This window comes from Streptomyces acidiscabies (genome assembly GCF_020010905.1).
Taxonomy (GTDB): domain Bacteria; phylum Actinomycetota; class Actinomycetes; order Streptomycetales; family Streptomycetaceae; genus Streptomyces; species Streptomyces acidiscabies.
In genome coordinates this window covers 1,947,127-1,963,414 of record NZ_JAGJBY010000002.1, presented here as the reverse complement: position 1 = coordinate 1,963,414, position 16,288 = coordinate 1,947,127, and the positions used below count along the sequence as shown (strand labels likewise).

At 72.6% G+C, this 16,288-nt stretch carries 12 protein-coding genes; 1 reads left to right on the top strand and 11 read right to left on the bottom strand.

Going from position 1 to position 16,288, the window contains the following annotated elements:
* Positions 1-25: 25 nt before the first annotated feature.
* From J8M50_RS35660 to J8M50_RS35645, 4 genes are all read right to left on the bottom strand, one after another.
* Entirely contained in the window at positions 26-718 is a 693-nt protein-coding gene (locus J8M50_RS35660) for a response regulator transcription factor (RefSeq protein WP_010353002.1), read from the bottom strand.
* Positions 715-1,869, bottom strand: coding sequence for a sensor histidine kinase (locus J8M50_RS35655; protein WP_029183752.1), 1,155 nt, complete (start codon positions 1,867-1,869; stop codon positions 715-717). The genes J8M50_RS35660 and J8M50_RS35655 overlap by 4 nt, the downstream gene beginning before the upstream one ends.
* Positions 1,866-2,387 carry a DUF1453 family protein gene (locus J8M50_RS35650; protein ID WP_029183751.1) on the bottom strand — a complete coding sequence of 174 codons (522 nt, stop codon included), beginning with the start codon at positions 2,385-2,387 and terminating at the stop codon, positions 1,866-1,868. Before J8M50_RS35650 ends, J8M50_RS35655 begins: the two co-directional genes overlap by 4 nt.
* 280 nt (positions 2,388-2,667) lie before the next feature.
* Positions 2,668-4,791: a DNA gyrase/topoisomerase IV subunit B gene (locus tag J8M50_RS35645; RefSeq protein WP_010352999.1), complete on the bottom strand. Its 2,124-nt coding sequence runs from the start codon at positions 4,789-4,791 to the stop codon at positions 2,668-2,670.
* A gap of 442 nt (positions 4,792-5,233) precedes the next feature.
* Between J8M50_RS35645 and J8M50_RS35640 the strand changes: the two genes are divergently transcribed.
* Entirely contained in the window at positions 5,234-5,464 is a 231-nt protein-coding gene (locus J8M50_RS35640) for a DUF7455 domain-containing protein (RefSeq protein WP_010352998.1), read from the top strand.
* Positions 5,465-5,566: 102 nt separating this feature from the next.
* On the opposite strand, the gene J8M50_RS35635 is transcribed toward J8M50_RS35640, so the two are convergent.
* From J8M50_RS35635 to J8M50_RS35605, 7 genes are all read right to left on the bottom strand, one after another.
* Complete coding sequence (locus J8M50_RS35635) at positions 5,567-6,433, bottom strand: S1 family serine peptidase (RefSeq protein WP_010352997.1); 867 nt, start codon at positions 6,431-6,433, stop codon at positions 5,567-5,569.
* Between the two features lie 134 nt (positions 6,434-6,567).
* Positions 6,568-8,109 (bottom strand): RNA polymerase sigma factor, encoded by a 1,542-nt coding sequence (locus J8M50_RS35630; protein ID WP_010352996.1) that lies wholly within the window; start codon positions 8,107-8,109, stop codon positions 6,568-6,570.
* A gap of 430 nt (positions 8,110-8,539) precedes the next feature.
* A complete protein-coding gene (locus tag J8M50_RS35625; protein WP_029183750.1) occupies positions 8,540-9,418 on the bottom strand; it encodes a FadR/GntR family transcriptional regulator in 879 nt (292 codons plus the stop codon).
* A gap of 152 nt (positions 9,419-9,570) precedes the next feature.
* Positions 9,571-11,334, bottom strand: a complete 1,764-nt coding sequence (locus J8M50_RS35620; protein WP_010352994.1) for an ATP-binding cassette domain-containing protein — start codon at positions 11,332-11,334, stop codon at positions 9,571-9,573.
* 127 nt (positions 11,335-11,461) lie between these two features.
* Positions 11,462-12,220 carry an NUDIX hydrolase gene (locus J8M50_RS35615; RefSeq protein WP_010352993.1) on the bottom strand — a complete coding sequence of 253 codons (759 nt, stop codon included), beginning with the start codon at positions 12,218-12,220 and terminating at the stop codon, positions 11,462-11,464.
* 99 nt (positions 12,221-12,319) lie between these two features.
* Positions 12,320-14,224: a glycogen debranching N-terminal domain-containing protein gene (locus J8M50_RS35610; protein WP_059044412.1), complete on the bottom strand. Its 1,905-nt coding sequence runs from the start codon at positions 14,222-14,224 to the stop codon at positions 12,320-12,322.
* 539 nt (positions 14,225-14,763) lie between these two features.
* Positions 14,764-16,224, bottom strand: a complete 1,461-nt coding sequence (locus tag J8M50_RS35605) for a DUF4192 domain-containing protein (protein WP_010358910.1) — start codon at positions 16,222-16,224, stop codon at positions 14,764-14,766.
* Positions 16,225-16,288 lie beyond the last annotated feature (64 nt).

The window sequence follows — 16,288 nt, the reverse complement described above, 5'->3', positions numbered from 1 at the left end:
CCCCATCAAGCGACAATGGGCCGACTTATCCCATTTCCGATTTTGGTGGTTTTACCAACCCCTTTCTGTATGCGTAACTCACCGCCTGCGCGCGGTCCTTGAGGCCCGTCTTGGCGAACAGGTTGTTGATGTGGGTCTTCACCGTCGTCGTCGACACGTGCAGCCGGCGGGAGATCTCCTGGTTGCTGAGGCCGTCGGCGATGAGGATCAAGACCTCGGTCTCTCTGAGCGTCAACCCGTCGGGCGGCCCGGCCGGCTCCACCGGCTCCGGTTCGGGCTCCGACAGCCGCTCCAGCAGCCGCCGTTGGATGCTCGGCGACAGTCCCGCGTCCCCGGACAGGACGCTGTGCACGGCCCGGACGATCTCCTCGCCGCCGGCGTCCTTCGTCAGGTAGCCCCGGGCGCCCGCCTTGAGCGCGGGGAACAGCGACTCGTCGTCCGCGAACGTCGTGAGCACCACGACCTGCGTCCCGGGGTGCCTGTCCCTGATCCGGCGGGTCGCCTCGACCCCGTCGCAGCGGGGCATGCGCAGGTCCATCAGCACGACGTCCGGGGCGAGTTCGGCGACCAGCCGCACCGCGTCCTCGCCGTCCACCGCCGCGCCCACCACCTCCACCTCGGGCAGCAGCCCGAGCAGCATCACGATGCCCTCCCGGACGACCGTCTGATCGTCCGCCACCAGCACCCGCGCGGGCCCGACCCGCTCCTCCGGCGTCATACCGGCACCCTCAGCCTCACCGCGAACCCTTCCTCGTCCGGCCCCGCCTCCAGCGAGCCGCCCAGCAGTTCGGCACGCTCCCGCATGCCCAGGAGACCGTATCCGCCCCCCGCGCCCGCGAGTTCACCCGGCGAGCCGCCCGAGTCCCGCACGTCCAGGGCCACTTCGCCGGGGCCGTACGCGAGCCGGAGGCTGACCTTGGCGCCCGGGGCGTGCTTGCGTACGTTCGTCAGGGCCTCCTGCGCGACCCTGCGCACGGTCTGGGACGCCTCGACCGACAGCGGTCTGCGTTCACCCTCCACGGTGACCCGCGCACCGTCCGTCGCCCGCACCAGGCCGGTCAGGAAGTCCTCCAGCGGGGTCAGGTCCCCGCGCAGCGCGGACAGGGCCTGGCGGGTCTCGTCGAGGCCGTCCCTGGCCATCCCCCGCGCCGCCACCACCCGCTCCAGGATCTGCTGCCGGTCGGCGCCGCGCTCGATCAGCAGGCGGGCCGCCTCCAGGTGCACGAGCTGGGCCGAGAGGCTGTGCGCCAGCACGTCGTGGATCTCCCGGGCGATACGGGCGCGCTCCGTCAGCGCCGCCGCCTGCGCCTCGGCCGCCCGCGCGGCCCGCTCCTGGGCCAGCAGCCGCGCGGCGTTGCCACGCGCCTCGGCGTCCAGCCGCAGGGTGTAGCCGACCAGGGCCAGCGCGCCGAGCGTGGCGGCCGTGGTCAGCCACATGTCCTCGTTGACCACCGCGAACGCGCTCAGGGAGACCGAGGCGAACGGGAGCGCGGCGCCCAGGGGGAGCCGCTGGAGCCCGATGACGGCGCAGCCGCACCACAGGACGAGGGCCGGGGAGCCGAACCCCATCGCCTCGGCCGCGACCGCGATGCCCAGCAGCAGCGCCAGGAGCAGCATCGAGGGCCACAGACGGTGCGCCAGCGTCGTCGCGAAGAACGCCTTCGCGGCCCCGGCGGCGACGAGGGCCATGCCCGCGCCCGCGGCCAGGTTCCAGCCGTGGGCACGGGAGTTGTCGTCGAAGGCGCTCCACAGCATGATGCCGATCAGCAGCAGCCGGATGGCCCGGCCCAGCGAGTTCCGAGCCGGGGAGTTCCCTTTGCGGGCGAGCGCGTCCTGGGACGGCCAGCGCATCCATGGGTTCTCCGTCACACCCGCTCCCTCGTCTTCCAGGACCCCAGGTCACCGTACGACGGCGAGGGCGCGTGGATGCGGGCGAGCGTCCGCGCGCGGTGTGTGACGAACCCGGCGCGCACCAGCAGCATCGCCGCGAGGGACAGCATCAGGGCCGCGCTGTGCAGGTGGACGCCGAGGGCCGCGCCGAGTCCGAACAGACCCACCCTGAGGACGACACCGCCGACCCACACGCCCAGGCTCGCCCTGGTGCTCCTGCTCCAGACGACGCCGTCCTCCTCGACCCACATCCGGGTCGTCCAGGCCCAGCCGGCGCCTGACACGAGCCCGATCAGCACCTCCACGGCGAGCAGCACGCCCGAGAAGACACGGTGACCGGGGTCCAGCAGATCCGGGTCGCGCAGCGCCATGACGGCGAGGATCCCGGGCACCAGCCACCACCGCCGCTCCCCGTCGACCGGCGCCGCGCGGAACTGCCGCGCCAGCACCAGGGCGACCACCACCACGATCACCAACGCGTTGACGAGCCCGGCCATCACTGCCTCCGTGAGCGGAACGAGGATGCCGGCGACGACTGCCACCGACACCACCGAAGCTACGGAACCCGGCGCCCCAGGAGATCGGAGCCAGGGTGGATCAAGGGTGGATATCCCGCCCCGATCTTCTCCACCCAGGGGTGGAGAAGACGCCCCTCAGGGCCCCGCAGGGGCACTTGAGGGGCGCGGGGAACTGTGCGAGCAACCCCCGACAACCCGCACCCCGACGACACCCGAACCCGGCACGACAACCCGCCCCGGCCCAAGCCGAGCGCAGCGGCTACGCGTCGATCCGCGACCTGTCCAACGTAGCCGCCGAGCTGGAGATGAACTCCTTGCGCGGCGCCACGTCGTTGCCCATCAGAAGGTCGAAGACCTGCTCCGCGGCCTCCAGGTCGGACAGGTTGATCCGGCGCAGGGTGCGGTGCCGGGGATCCATCGTCGTCTCCGCCAGCTGGTCCGCGTCCATCTCGCCGAGGCCCTTGTACCGCTGGATGGAGTCCTTGTACCGCACGCCCTTGGTCTGGAACTCCATGAGCTTGTCGCGCAGTTCGCGGTCCGAGTACGTGTAGACGTACTTGTCCTGCCCCTTCTTGGGCTGGACGAGTTCGATGCGGTGCAGCGGCGGCACCGCGGCGAAGACGCGCCCGGCCTCGACCATGGGCCGCATGTACCGCTGGAACAGGGTCAGCAGCAGGCAGCGGATGTGGGAGCCGTCCACATCGGCGTCGGTCATCATGATGATCTTGCCGTAGCGGGCGGTCTCGAGGTCGAAGGTCCGGCCGGACCCCGCTCCTATGACCTGGATGATCGCGCCACACTCGGCGTTCTTCAGCATGTCCGTGACGGACGACTTCTGGACGTTGAGGATCTTGCCGCGGATCGGCAGCAGCGCCTGGAACTCGGAGTTGCGGGCGAGCTTGGCGGTGCCGAGCGCGGAGTCGCCCTCGACGATGAACAGTTCGCTGCGGTCGACGTCGTCACTGCGGCAGTCGGCGAGCTTGGCCGGCAGGGAGGACGACTCCAGGGCGGTCTTCCTGCGCTGGGCGTCCTTGTGCTGGCGGGCGGCCACACGCGTGCGCGCGGCGGCGACGACCTTCTCCATGACGACCCGCGCCTGCGCGCCGGCGTCCCGCTTGGTGGAGGTCAGGAACGCCTTGAGCTCCTTGGAGATGACCTGGGTCACGATCCGGCGGGCCGCCGAGGTGCCGAGGACCTCCTTGGTCTGGCCCTCGAACTGCGGTTCGGCGAGCCGGACGGTGACGACGGCGGTGAGGCCCTCCAGGGCGTCGTCCTTGAGGACGCCGTCCTCGGCGACGCGCAGGAGCTTCTTGGCGCGCAGCACCTCGTTCATCGTGGTCGCGATGGCCTGCTCGAACCCGGCGACGTGGGTGCCGCCCTTGGGGGTGGCGATGATGTTCACGAACGACTTGAGGGTCGTGTCGTAACCGGTCCCCCAGCGCATCGCGACGTCCACACCGAGTTCGCGGGTGACCTGGGTGGGGGTCATCTGGCCGTGCTCGTCGAGGACGGGGACGGTCTCGCGGAAGGTGCCCTGGCCGGTGAAGCGGAGGATGTCGCAGACCGGCTTGTCGCCGGCCAGGTACTCGCAGAACTCGCTGATCCCGCCGTCGAAGCGGAAGGACTCCTCGCCCTTGCTGCCGCCCTCGCCGAGACCGAGTTCGTCGCGGACGACGATGGTCAGGCCGGGCACCAGGAACGCGGTCTGGCGCGCGCGCTGGTGGAGGTGCTCCAGGGAGAGCTTGGCGTCCTTGAGGAAGATCTGGCGGTCGGCCCAGTAGCGCACGCGCGTACCGGTGCGGGCCTTGGCGACCCGCTTGGTCTTGCGCAGTCCGCTCTGCGACTCGAACCCGGCGTCGGGTCCGGCCGCCGCGAAGGCGCCGGGGACGCCTCGGCGGAAGCTGATCGCGTGCGTGCTGCCGTTGCGGTCGACCTCGACGTCCAGCCTCGCGGAGAGGGCGTTGACGACGGAGGCGCCCACGCCGTGCAGACCGCCGGAGGCGGCGTAGGAGCCACCGCCGAACTTGCCGCCCGCGTGGAGCTTGGTCATGACGACCTCGACGCCGGACAGGCCGGTCTTGGGCTCGACGTCGACCGGGATGCCGCGACCGTTGTCGCGGACCTCCACGGAGCCGTCGTCGTGCAGCACCACGTCGATGTGGTCGCAGTACCCGCCCAGCGCCTCGTCGACGGAGTTGTCGATGATCTCCCACAGGCAGTGCATCAGGCCACGGCTGTCGGTCGATCCGATGTACATGCCCGGGCGCTTGCGTACAGCCTCAAGTCCTTCGAGGACGAGCAGGTGCCGCGCGGTGTAGTTGGAGCCGTCCCGGTCTGCTCCTGCCAGCAGCGCAGTGGACGGCACGGACGTATCGGCGGTCACGCGGTTCGCTCCTCGCTGAATTTCAGATGGGGCCCTTATGGGTAAGGGCACGGCTTCGGTCGCCGTCAAGAGGGTACCGAGGCCAGGTAGAGCCGTTGTCACGCCACCCTCGTCTGGAGTCAGACTAGTGCAGAGTCGTATGCGTGTTCGATCGCTCGATGGAGTGAAGTACATATCACGTTCCCTTCGAGGCATGAACCATTTAGGCTCCGGGCACGTCCTCAAGAACGAACCGGCAACCCAGCCGGGAGGACCGACCACATGATCGACAGCGCGAAACCGTAAGCACACAAGAAGCGCACTACGGCACATTCGCCGCCAAACCGGCAGCAGACAGCCGCCTCGAAAGATTTTTTCGAGGGAAAGCCGCAAGCGGGAACGTTTGAGGCTGGTTGGATGTTGACCCTGGTACGACAGCTCGTCGAGCTAGAGAAGAGGCGACGTGACTACTGTTCTGACCCCCGCGAGCCCGCTGACGGCCGGCGATCGCTGCGACCGCTGCGGCGCCCAGGCCTACCTTCGCGTTGTCCTGGCGAGCGGCGGAGAACTGCTCTTCTGCGCCCACCACGGCCGGAAGTTCGAGCCGGAGCTCAAGAAGATCGCCGCCGAGATACAGGATGAGACGGAACGACTGACGGCCGTTCCCGTGACCGCCTCCGAGGACGAGCGCTGACCTTCGGCGCTCACGACGAGCCAGAACCGGCATAGGCCGGCGTACGGGCGGCGGCCCCTGGAGACAGGGACCGCCGCCCGTACGCGTACCCGCTGAAGCCGCTCAGCGCCCGCCTGACGGCCCGGCAGGCTCCGCCGACACCCCCGGGGCATTCAGCACCCTCAGGACGTCGGAGACGCGCGTATAGACCCCCGGACTCCCCGGGCGCCCACAGCCGCTCCCCCAGGACACCAGGCCGACCAGCCTGCCCTGCGCCACCAGCGGCCCGCCGCTGTCGCCCTGACAGGCGTCCCGGCCGCCCCTGGCCTCCCCGGCGCACAGCATCGTCCGCGCGATGTAGGCGCCCTCGGGCCCGCCGGGGTACGCCCGCTCACAGCTCGCGTCGGCCATGACGTGCACCCGCGCGGCCCGCAGGCTGTGCGGGTACTTGCCGTACCCGGAGACGTCGCCCCAGCCGTAGACCGTGGCCTCCGTCCCCGCCGCGTACGCCGCGTCCCCCGCCGGGGCCGCCCCGATGAGCGACGTCTCGGGCAGCGGCTCGGCGAGGGTGAGCACGGCGAAGTCGCCGGAGTTGCTGGAGCGGTCGTACTCCGGGTTCACCCAGGTGTCCCGTACGGCGATCTCCCGGCCCGCGTTCGTGTACAGGTCGGTGCGGCCGGTGACGACCTTGAAGTCCCGCGCCCGGTCCGGGGGCGCGCCGAGCACGTCCTCGCCGACGCAGTGGGCCGCCGTGAGGACCATGGTCGGTGCGACCGCCACACCGCCGCAGAACTGCCCCGACCGGGTACCGCCGAACCGGTCACGGCTGGACAGCGCGACCGTCCAGGGGCTCTGGGAGACGTCGACCGGGAAGCCGCCCACGACGATGCTGTCGGAGGCCGCCGGAGCGGCGTTCATCAGCGGTATGGCGACGGCCGCCGCCGCCAGGACCAGGGGCCGGGCGAGCGCCCGGACCAGGGGAAGACGCATGCAGAATCCTTACTCTGGGATGGGTCCTGAAAACCCAGAGTGATCGACCCTGCCGGAGCGCGCACGCGCGTACGACGACGGAGGCCCGGTTCCCCTTGATGGGGAACCGGGCCTCCGTCGTCGTACGGACCGACCTAGTCGAGGTAGTCGCGCAGCACCTGGGAACGGGACGGGTGGCGCAGCTTGGACATGGTCTTGGACTCGATCTGGCGGATGCGCTCACGGGTCACGCCGTAGACCTTGCCGATCTCGTCGAGGGTCTTCGGCTGACCGTCGGTGAGACCGAAACGCATGGAGACGACGCCCGCCTCGCGCTCGGACAGGGTGTCGAGGACGGAGTGCAGCTGCTCCTGGAGGAGCGTGAAGCTGACCGCGTCGGCCGGGACGACGGCCTCGGAGTCCTCGATGAGGTCACCGAACTCGCTGTCGCCGTCCTCACCCAGAGGGGTGTGCAGGGAGATGGGCTCGCGGCCGTACTTCTGGACCTCGATGACCTTCTCGGGGGTCATGTCGAGTTCCTTGGCCAGCTCCTCCGGAGTGGGCTCGCGGCCCAGGTCCTGGAGCATCTGGCGCTGCACGCGCGCGAGCTTGTTGATGACCTCGACCATGTGCACCGGGATACGGATGGTGCGGGCCTGGTCGGCCATCGCGCGGGTGATCGCCTGACGGATCCACCAGGTGGCGTACGTGGAGAACTTGTAGCCCTTGGTGTAGTCGAACTTCTCGACCGCGCGGATCAGACCGAGGTTGCCCTCCTGGATGAGGTCCAGGAAGAGCATGCCGCGGCCGGTGTAACGCTTGGCCAGCGAGACCACGAGGCGGAGGTTGGCCTCCAGCAGGTGGTTCTTGGCGCGGCGGCCGTCCTCGGCGATGATCTCCAGCTCGCGCTTGAGCTTGGGGGCCAGCTTGTCGGCGTTGGACAGCTTGTCCTCGGCGAACAGGCCCGCCTCGATGCGCTTGGCGAGCTCGACCTCCTGCTCGGCGTTGAGGAGGGGGACCTTGCCGATCTGCTTGAGGTAGTCCTTGACCGGGTCGGCGGTGGCACCGGCGGCGGCGACCTGCTGGGCCGGCGCGTCGTCCTCGTCCTCGTCGGAGAGGACGAAGCCGGCGCTCTCGGTGCCCTCGGGCTCGTCGCCGGTCTTGCCGGCGCCGGGCGTCTCTTCGAGGACCTCGTCCTCAAGGACCTCGGCGTCCTTGGCGGCGGTCTTCTTCGCCGCGGTCTTCTTGGCGGGGGCCGCCTTCTTCGCGACCGCCTTCTTCGCGGCGGGCGCGGCCTTCTTGGCTGCGGCCTTCTTCGCGGGGGAGTCCTCGGCGTCGCCGGCCACCGAAGCGGCCGGAGCGGCCGTGGTGGCGGTGGCCTTCCTGGTGGTCACGGTCTTCGCCGCGACCGTCTTGGTGGCGGTGCGCTTGGCCGGACTCTTCGCTGCGACGCTCTTTCGGGTGCGCTTGGGCTCTGCGGCACTGACCATCAGCGTCACACCCTCTTCCTCAAGGATCTGGTTGAGGCTGCGCAGTACGTTCTTCCACTGAGTGGCCGGAATCTGGTCAGCTTCGAAGGCCCGACGCACATCGTCGCCGGCGATCTGCCCCTCAGCCTTTCCCCGCTCAATGAGCGCCATGACAGAGACGGACTCGGCGATCTCAGGCGGGAGCGTACGGGATGTGCTGGCCGACACGAACAACCTCTCGGAACGTTGGAAAACGGCTTCCGGCCCCGTCCACTGCGGACAGGAGCCGACCACCGGCCTTGGGGATGGGCCGACGGGCGGGCGGGGGCCGGGAGAATGCACAGCGCCACGAACGGCGTCCGTATTCCCTCCTCGGCTGTCACCTCTTAGGTCATCGCGCTGTTCCCACAAGCGTTACGCCCAATCTACGTGGCCCGAGTCACATCCCGTAAGCGCTCAAAAACGATCAGACATGGCCATAGGGGGTCACCATCGCGATCACCTCATGATCGAAACGCTCTCCCGCCATGTCGCACCGTCGGACTCCGCAGGGCCCGCGAGGGGTCCTGCGGAGTCCGACCGGAGGGCGGGGCACCGGCCCGGAGGGACGCCGGAGGAGGGAAGAGCGTCCCGGGCCGCACCGCCCGCGAGGGCGCGGTCAGTGCTCGCGCGGCGCCGGGACCACGCGCTCCACCTCGGGGTGGACGGTGAGCAGCTGCCGCACCGCCGCCTCCGCACCCGCGGCGTCGCCCGCGGCGAGCGCGTCGACCATGCGCGCGTGGTGCGCGAGGGACGCCTCGGTCGGCCGTTCGCAGCCGGTGGCCGGGCCGCCGGAGACCTGGAGGGCGGAGGAGACGATCCCGGAGAGGTGCTCCAGCATGCGGTTGCCGGCGAGCTGGATGAGCAGGGTGTGGAACTCGGCGTCCGCGCGCGAGTACGTCAGCGCGTCACCCTGCGCCATGGCGTGCCCCATGATCTCGACCATGTCGGACAGCCGCTGCTGGACGTCCTCCCGGCCGTGCCCGGCGGCCAGGCGGGCGGCGAGCGGCTCGATGGTCCAGCGCAGCTCGGTCAGCTCGCGGCGCTGGTCGTCGCGCTGCGGGCCGAAGGCGCGCCACTCGATGATGTCGGGGTCGAGCAGGTTCCAGTCGCTGACGGGGCGCACGCGCGTGCCGACGTTCGGCCGGGCGCTCACCAGGCCCTTGGCCTCCAGGACCCGCAGCGACTCGCGGACGACGGTGCGGGAGACCTCGAAGCGCTGGCCGATCTCCTCGGGCACCAGGGGGCGGTCGGCGCCGAGGTCGCCGGAGACGATCATCTGCCCGAGCTGCTGGACGAGTTGGCCGTGCAGCCCGCGCCCGCGGCTGCCGGTGGCGCGGCGGCCCACGCGGCCGAGGTCGGCATCGACGCCGTCCCAGACGGGAGAGCGGTCGGCGGGGGTCTCGGCGTAGGGGTAACGGTCGAGTTCGCCCGGGGCGGCCAGACCGGAGTCGGCGGAGCGGGCGGCGGTCATCATGGTGTGCGCAAGGGTACTCACGGATGTTTTGTCGGCGTCGGCCCCAACTCCCTTGAGGGCTTTGGTGAAAAGCACACGAAAGGGTGATCGCTCACCCCGTCGGAATTGACGCCTTATCGGAAAGAAATGGGCTTTCTGGGGGGAGTTGTGCGCACCGCGCGCGGGGACGGCCGTCATCGGGCCCGGCCCCGCAGGGTGGTGAGCAGATACGCGCACAGCAGCGTGGTGAGCGACAACGCCAGTGCGCCGCCCACGGGTTGGGCCACCACGCGGGCGGCGGCGTCGAGGTAGCGCTCGCCGCCGAAGGGCCAGCGCAGCAGGAACACCTCGCGCGCCCGCGCGGGCATCCCGGCCGCCGTACGCACGGAGGCTCCGGCCAGCAGCCGGTGCAGCAGCGGTACGACGGCGACGGGTACGGCGAGTACGGCCGCGAGCCCAGCGGTCGTGGACCGGAACACGCCGGCCGCGAGCACCCCGGCCCAGGCGCACCCGACCACGAGGCCGGCCCAACTCGCGCCGAGAGAGAGCCAGTCCCCGGGAACTTCCGCGACCTCCCGTCCGTAGAGCAGGTAGAGCGCCTCGGCGTCGCAGCCCACCGTGAGGAAGGCCAGCAGGAGTGCGGTGAGGGCGGTGACGAGGAGCTTCGCGGCCAGCAGCCCCAGCCGCCGGGGCACGGTGCCGCGGTCCGCGGCCAGCGCGGGGTGCCGGAACTCGTCCCCGAAGGCCAGCGCCCCCAGCAGCCCCGCCCCGAGGGCCGCCGGAGGCAGCGGCGACTGCGCGGGCCACGCCGCGAACAGCCGTGCCTGCGGGGTGTGTCCGAGCCGGGCCAGCAGCAGCGCGGTGACCACGGAGACGATCAGCGTCCCCGCGCCGACGAGGAACCCCGTGCTGATCCCGCAGGCCCGCCGCAGCTCGTAGCGCAGGGGGCGCAGGGGGGTTGGCGCGGGGCGGACGGAGATGGGGGGCGGGAGGGGGGACGGAGCGCCGTGCACGCGCGGCTCCGGCTCTGCCCGTACGACGCCGTCGGCGCCGTCACCCGGTTCCGCGTCGGCGTCCGCGCCGGGTCCCATGTCCCCCACCTCGTCGGCGAGTTGGTGGACGAGGATGCCGGTGCGGAAGGCGACGTCCCCGATGTCGGCGCACGAACTGCCGTACACGGAGAGGTGGTTGCCGTCCTCCTGGACGACCTCGACGGAGCGGCGGGCGGTGCGGGCCTCCTTGGAGAGTTCGGCGGCGAGGCGGGCGGCGTGCGGGGTGCGGACGGCGACGCGGGGGCGCAGGCGGGTGCGGGCGAAGGCTGGCGCGTCCTGGTCGGCGGCGACGCGGCCCTGGTCCAGGGTGACGACGCGGTCGGCTGTGCGGGCGGCCTCCTTGGGGTCGGCCATGGTCAGCAGGACGGTTCCGCCGTGGCGAGCGTGCGCCGTGAGCATGTCGTACAGCCAGCGGCTCTCGCGCGCGGAGAGGCCGTCGGCGGGGTCGTCGAGGACGAGGGTGTGCGGGTCGGCCAGGAGGGCGCAGGCGAGGCCGAGGCGGCGGTCCATGCCCCGGGAGAGGGCGGCCAGGCGCTCCTCGCGCAGGCTCACGAGGCCGACCGCTTCGAGGACCTCGTCGGCCCGCCCGGCCGGGACGCCGGCCGCCGCGCACAGCATCCGCAGGTGGCCGCGGACCGTGCGGCCCGGGTGCCCCGGTACGTCGCCGAGGAGCACGCCGACCTCGCGCGCGGGGTGGGCGATGCGGTGCAGCGGGCGGCCTCTGAAGTACGTGACGCCACGGCCCTGCTGGAGTTCGAGCATGAGTCTGAGTGCCGTGCTCTTGCCCGCCCCCGGCGCCCCGAGGAGCACCGTGACATGCCCGACGCGCGCCTCGAAGGAGACGTCGTCGACGGTGGGAGGGAGATCCTTGCGGGGGATGCTGGTCAGTCCGAAGGCCTGGATCACCCGCAGCAAGATAGCGCCCCATTTACGGTTTTTGAGGCATCGCACGGCCGAGCGCAGCGCACCCGGGGGCACAGTGGGGCTCAGGGCAGGCCGGTTGACGACGAGGCAGCACCCTTCGGGGTACTCCTCACACCTCGGGGCGCAACATCGGCGGATTGAGGAGCGTCGCGCCGCCCGCGTGGAAGAGTTGGGCCGGCCGGCCGCCCTGGCGGGTGGTGGTGCCGCCCGTGGGGACGAGGAAGCCCGGCGTTCCGGTCACCTTGCGGTGGAAGTTGCGCGGGTCGAGCGCGACGCCCCACACCGCCTCGTAGACCCGGCGCAGCTCGCCGACGGTGAACTCGGCGGGGCAGAACGCGGTGGCCAGGGAGGAGTACTCGATCTTGGAGCGGGCGCGTTCGACGCCGTCGGCGAGGATCTGCGCGTGGTCGAAGGCGAGCGGCGCGACGGGGTCGCCGTCCCGGCCGTAGCCGCCCTGTTGGAGGAGTTCCTCGACCGGCGCCCAGCGCGCGTTGCTGGCGTCGCCTCCCGCGCGCGGGGCGGGCAGGTCGGGGGCGAGCGCGAGGTGGGCGACGCTGACGACGCGCATGCGCGGGTCGCGCTTGGGGTCGCCGTAGGTGGCGAGCTGTTCGAGGTGGGCGCCGTTGTCCTGGGCGGGGACGGGGGGCTCGTGGGCGTGCAGCCCGGTCTCCTCGGCGAGTTCGCGCGCCGCGGCCTGCGACAGGTCCTCGTCGGCCCGTACGAAGCCGCCGGGGAGCGCCCATCTCCCCTGGAACGGCGGTTCTCCCCGGCGGACCGCCAGCGCGCACAGGGCGTGGCGCCGCACGGTCAGCACGACCAGGTCCACGGTGACGGCGAAGGGCGGGAAGGCTGACGGGTCGTAGGGCATGCGGCGATCTTAGTCGTCTCCCTGACGATAAACACTCCCTTCGCCGGTCATGGCAGGCCGAGGTCCACTCCGGTCGGACAGCGCTGTCCGACCGGTCGTTCACACCCCCAGCTGGAGTCCGTCGCCGGCCTCCTCGACCATGGCGAGGCCGAGTCGGCTGACGCGTACGGAGAACGGTTCGCCCGCCACGCGCAGTCCGCTGAGGCCGACCTCGCCGAGGGGTGCGCTGTGCACGGGGCGCAGGGTGACCGTCCGGGCCGGGGCGTCGGGGCGGATGCCCGCGAGGGTGGTCAGCAGCAGGACGCCGGCGGCTGCTGCCGTGGCGGCCGGGCGGCAGGCGGCCGGGTGCGGCACGGGAGCGCTCCCGTCGGTGCGCCGCTCGCCCCCGTACATCTCGGGCAGCCGGTACCCGAACGCCTCCGCCGCCGCGAGGACGCCCTTCAGGAGCGAGCCCGCCTCCTTCTCGTACCCGGCGGCGGCCAGGCCCGCTACGGCGAGCGCGGTCTCGTGGACCCGTACGGCGCCGCCCCGGTGGCCGAAGGGGTTGTACCCCGGCTCCTTCTCGCCGAGGCCGCGCAGCCCCCAGCCGGAGTCCAGCGCCGGGCCGCCGAGCAGCCGCGCGAGGTGCTCGGTCCGCACCCGGTCGAGGAGCCCGGTGGCGAGTTCGCCGCCGCCCAGCAGCCCGGTGTCCAGGAGGTGTACGGCGCCGGCGCCGAGGTGCGTCACCGGGCGCCCGTCCGGCAGCCGCGCGGCGATCGGGCGTCCGCCGCCGAGGTCGTCCGCCCAGAACTCCTCGTGGAACGCCGTCCGCAGCCTGCGCGCCCACTCCCGCAGCGGCTCGCCGCCCGGTCTGCCGCAGGCGTCCAGGAGGTCGGCGCCGAGGAGGGCCGCGCGGTGGGCGTGCGCCTGGGTCTCACAGCGGACGGGGCCGGCGGGCTGCGGGTCGCGCAGGTAGGTGCCCGTCCCCACGGTCGTCCGCAGCCAGGTCAGGCAGCGTTCCGCCGTCGGCAGCAGGTCCGCGACCTCCGGCTCGGGCAGGCCCCAGCGGCGGGCCTCCGCCAGGAGCGCGGGGAACAGGAGCGTGGCCTCGGTGCCGGTGCACGCGGGCGGCAGGTGGGCGCCCGCGTCCCGCTGCGGGCCGGGGAGGAGGCCGTCGGCGCGCTGGGTGCGGGCGAGGATGCGCAGGGTGCCCGCCGCGAGCCCGGTGCCGAGGGGCAGCGTCATGCGGGCGGCGGCCAGCGCGTCGGCCGGGGCGAGGCCGCAGCGCCAGGGGGCTCCGGCCGCGAGGTGGGTGTCCGTGGGGTGCGCCGGGTCGCGGACCAGGAGCGCCTGGAGGTCCTCGACGCCGGCCCGCAGCAGTGGGCCCACGCGCGGGTCGTCGCCGCGTGCCTGGGGCGACGCCAGGGGGTTCGTCGCCGACCGGCCCACCGCCCGCATCGGTCCGCTCCCGTCCAGCCTGACCTTGAGCTCGATCACCGCGCTGCCGCCCGGCGGGACGTCGAGGTCCCAGCGCAGCAGGCCGGCGGAGGCCAGCGCGTCGGAGGGCGGCGGGTCGGCCGTGACGGTGGACGCGCCCGGCGGGCCGGACCAGCGCAGCCCCGAGTCGTGGACGCCGGCGGGCAGTTCGGGCGCGGTCGCGCCGGCCGCGATCGCGCCCAGGTCCGCCAGGTCCGTCCCGAGGGACACCTCGACCGGGAGGCGCAGCGGGCGCGGGGCGTAGCTGTGCAGGGTGATCCGCTCCGTGCCGTCGGCGTTGCGGCTGCGCTCGACGACGACGTCCGGGTCGGGGCCGCCCTGCGGCGAGACGCGCAGGGTGCCGACGAAGCGGACCTCGTCGGCCGCCGTCATCCTGGCCTGCGCCACAAGCGGTTCCCGCCCGGCCACGCGCACCTGGCAGCGGGACAGCAGGCGCCGGCCCGCCCGGTAGAACCCCTCCAGGCCGCGCCCGGTGAGCTGTCCCTCCGGCGCCGAGATCGCGAGTCCCGGCAGGGCCACGCAGATCATCGCCGTGTGCACGGGCGGGAGGCCGGTGGGACGGGGGGCCGGGCGTCGGCCCTGGTCGGGCAGCGGGGGCCGGTTCGCGTCGGGCCGCGTCCCGTCGGCCGGCCTGCGGGGCGTCCGCCCCAGGAGCCGCTCGGGGATCTCGTCCCGGCCCGACGACGGGGGCCCGCCGTGGGCGGAGGGCGGAGTCGGTTGATGCATGCGGTGACTTCTTCTGCTCTCTGCGCTCTCTGTGCGCCACGGGCGGGTGCGGCGCCGGGGACGGGCCCCGGCGGGACGGGGGCGGTGCGGCGGCGCGGGCCGCACGGCTGTTCCGCCACTCAGGTGAACGGGACGGGGCTCCCCCGGGTCACGCCCTGCGCCCCATGGCCCCTCCGAATGGCGGTGCGCGGGAGGGTGCCGGCGGAGGGCCCACGGAGAGGTGTCGCCTTGCCGGGCACCTGAGGAACACCGAGGGATGGCATCCTGCCGACGCCCGCCGGAGGTCTCCCCCAGCGCCTCGCCCGGCCGACGCCCGCCGAACCACCCCCGTCCGCTCACCGTCACTCCGCCCCAGCCGCCCCAACCCCCTCGTCCCCGCCGGACAGCGCCTCCTCCTCGGGAGCACTCCGCTGTCGCACAACCCGCTTGCCCTGCGCACTCGGACGCGTCCCGGCCTTGTCCTTGCCCCTCGCCGCCGACCGCGTACGAGGAGGCCGCCGACCGTCCGCTCCCGGCTCGACAGACGCACCGCTCCTGGAGCGGGCCCTGCGATGGGGGGCCGGTACCGGCTCGGTCGCCACGGCTTCCTCGGACGCCAGCCCCTCACTCTCGGCCGTCTCCCCCTCGGACCCCCGCCCGTCCCGCTCCGACCGCAGGCACCGCCGCACCGACTCCGGATCGACCCCCTCGTTGCACGCCTGGTGCAGAAGCGCCGCGAACAGGTAGTCGGGGTCGGCGCAGAGGGCCATCGCGAGGGCCTCCCGCGCTTCGAGGTCGTCCCCGAGGGACCAGGCGACCCAACCGGCCAGGGCGAGGGGGGCGGCGGCGTAGTCGCTCCAGGAGCGGACGCAGCGGCGGGACAGGGCACGCCACAGGCGCAGCGCGGGGAGTGCCACGTCGCCCTCCATCCACTCGGCGGCGCGGTCGCGGGTCGTGCGGTCCTGGAGGCCGAGGATCAGCCGGGCCGCCTCCTCGTTCTCGATCAGCGTGTCGTCGTGGCGGTCGGACAGGAGCGGGCCGGCGATCACAGGGGCCTCGGCGAGGCGTCGTACGAGGCGTTCGGCCAGGGCCATCGTCTCCTCGGCGACCTCGGCGTTCTCACCGTCGAGGATGCGGGGGACGATCTCCTCGGCGACCTCGTCCAGCGCCTCTTCCTGCTCCCGGACGCCACCGGTCTCCCAGGGGAGCAGCCTGGTCCGGAAGTCCCGCAGGGTGCCGCGGACCTGGAGACCCGCGTAGGTCGCGGCGGCGGCGAGGACGGACGTCCCGGGCAGGGCCATCGGGACCCCTTCCTCGGGGCAGCAGCCGTCACCCTTGCAGCAGTAGGACCAGTAGCGTCCGCCGGAGACGCAGAGCGCCTCGATGACGGGGATGTCGAGGAGCCCGCACTGGGTGCGCAGGTGCTGGGCGAGGGGCTTCAGCCGCTCCATGACCTCGCGGGGTGTCTCGCCGGGCTCCGGCTCCTGGCAGACGTAGGCGACCATCTGCTCGGGCCGCGCCCCCCGGCGTTCCGCACCCCTCACCACCCCCTCGGCGAAGAAGCCGGCCGCCTCCTTCCAGACGGCGGGGTTCTTGGGGATGCCGAGTCCGCCCCGGGCGCCGAAGCGGCTCCGGCCGCCCTGCTCGCACAGGGTGACCAGGACCATGCTGTCCTCCGGGCGGAAGCCGAGCAGGTAGGGCACGGCGTCCGCGAGTTCGCCCGGGGTCTTGAGGGTGTACCCGTGGGTCTCGAAGCCGGACGACTCCGGGCCGTCGTATGTGCCGTTGTCGATGGGTTCAGGCGTTTCGCTGTGATTCGTCATGCCGTGACGATCTCGCGAATCGCGATTTCCCGCTGGGCCTGTGGATAACTCCGGGCAGGGACAC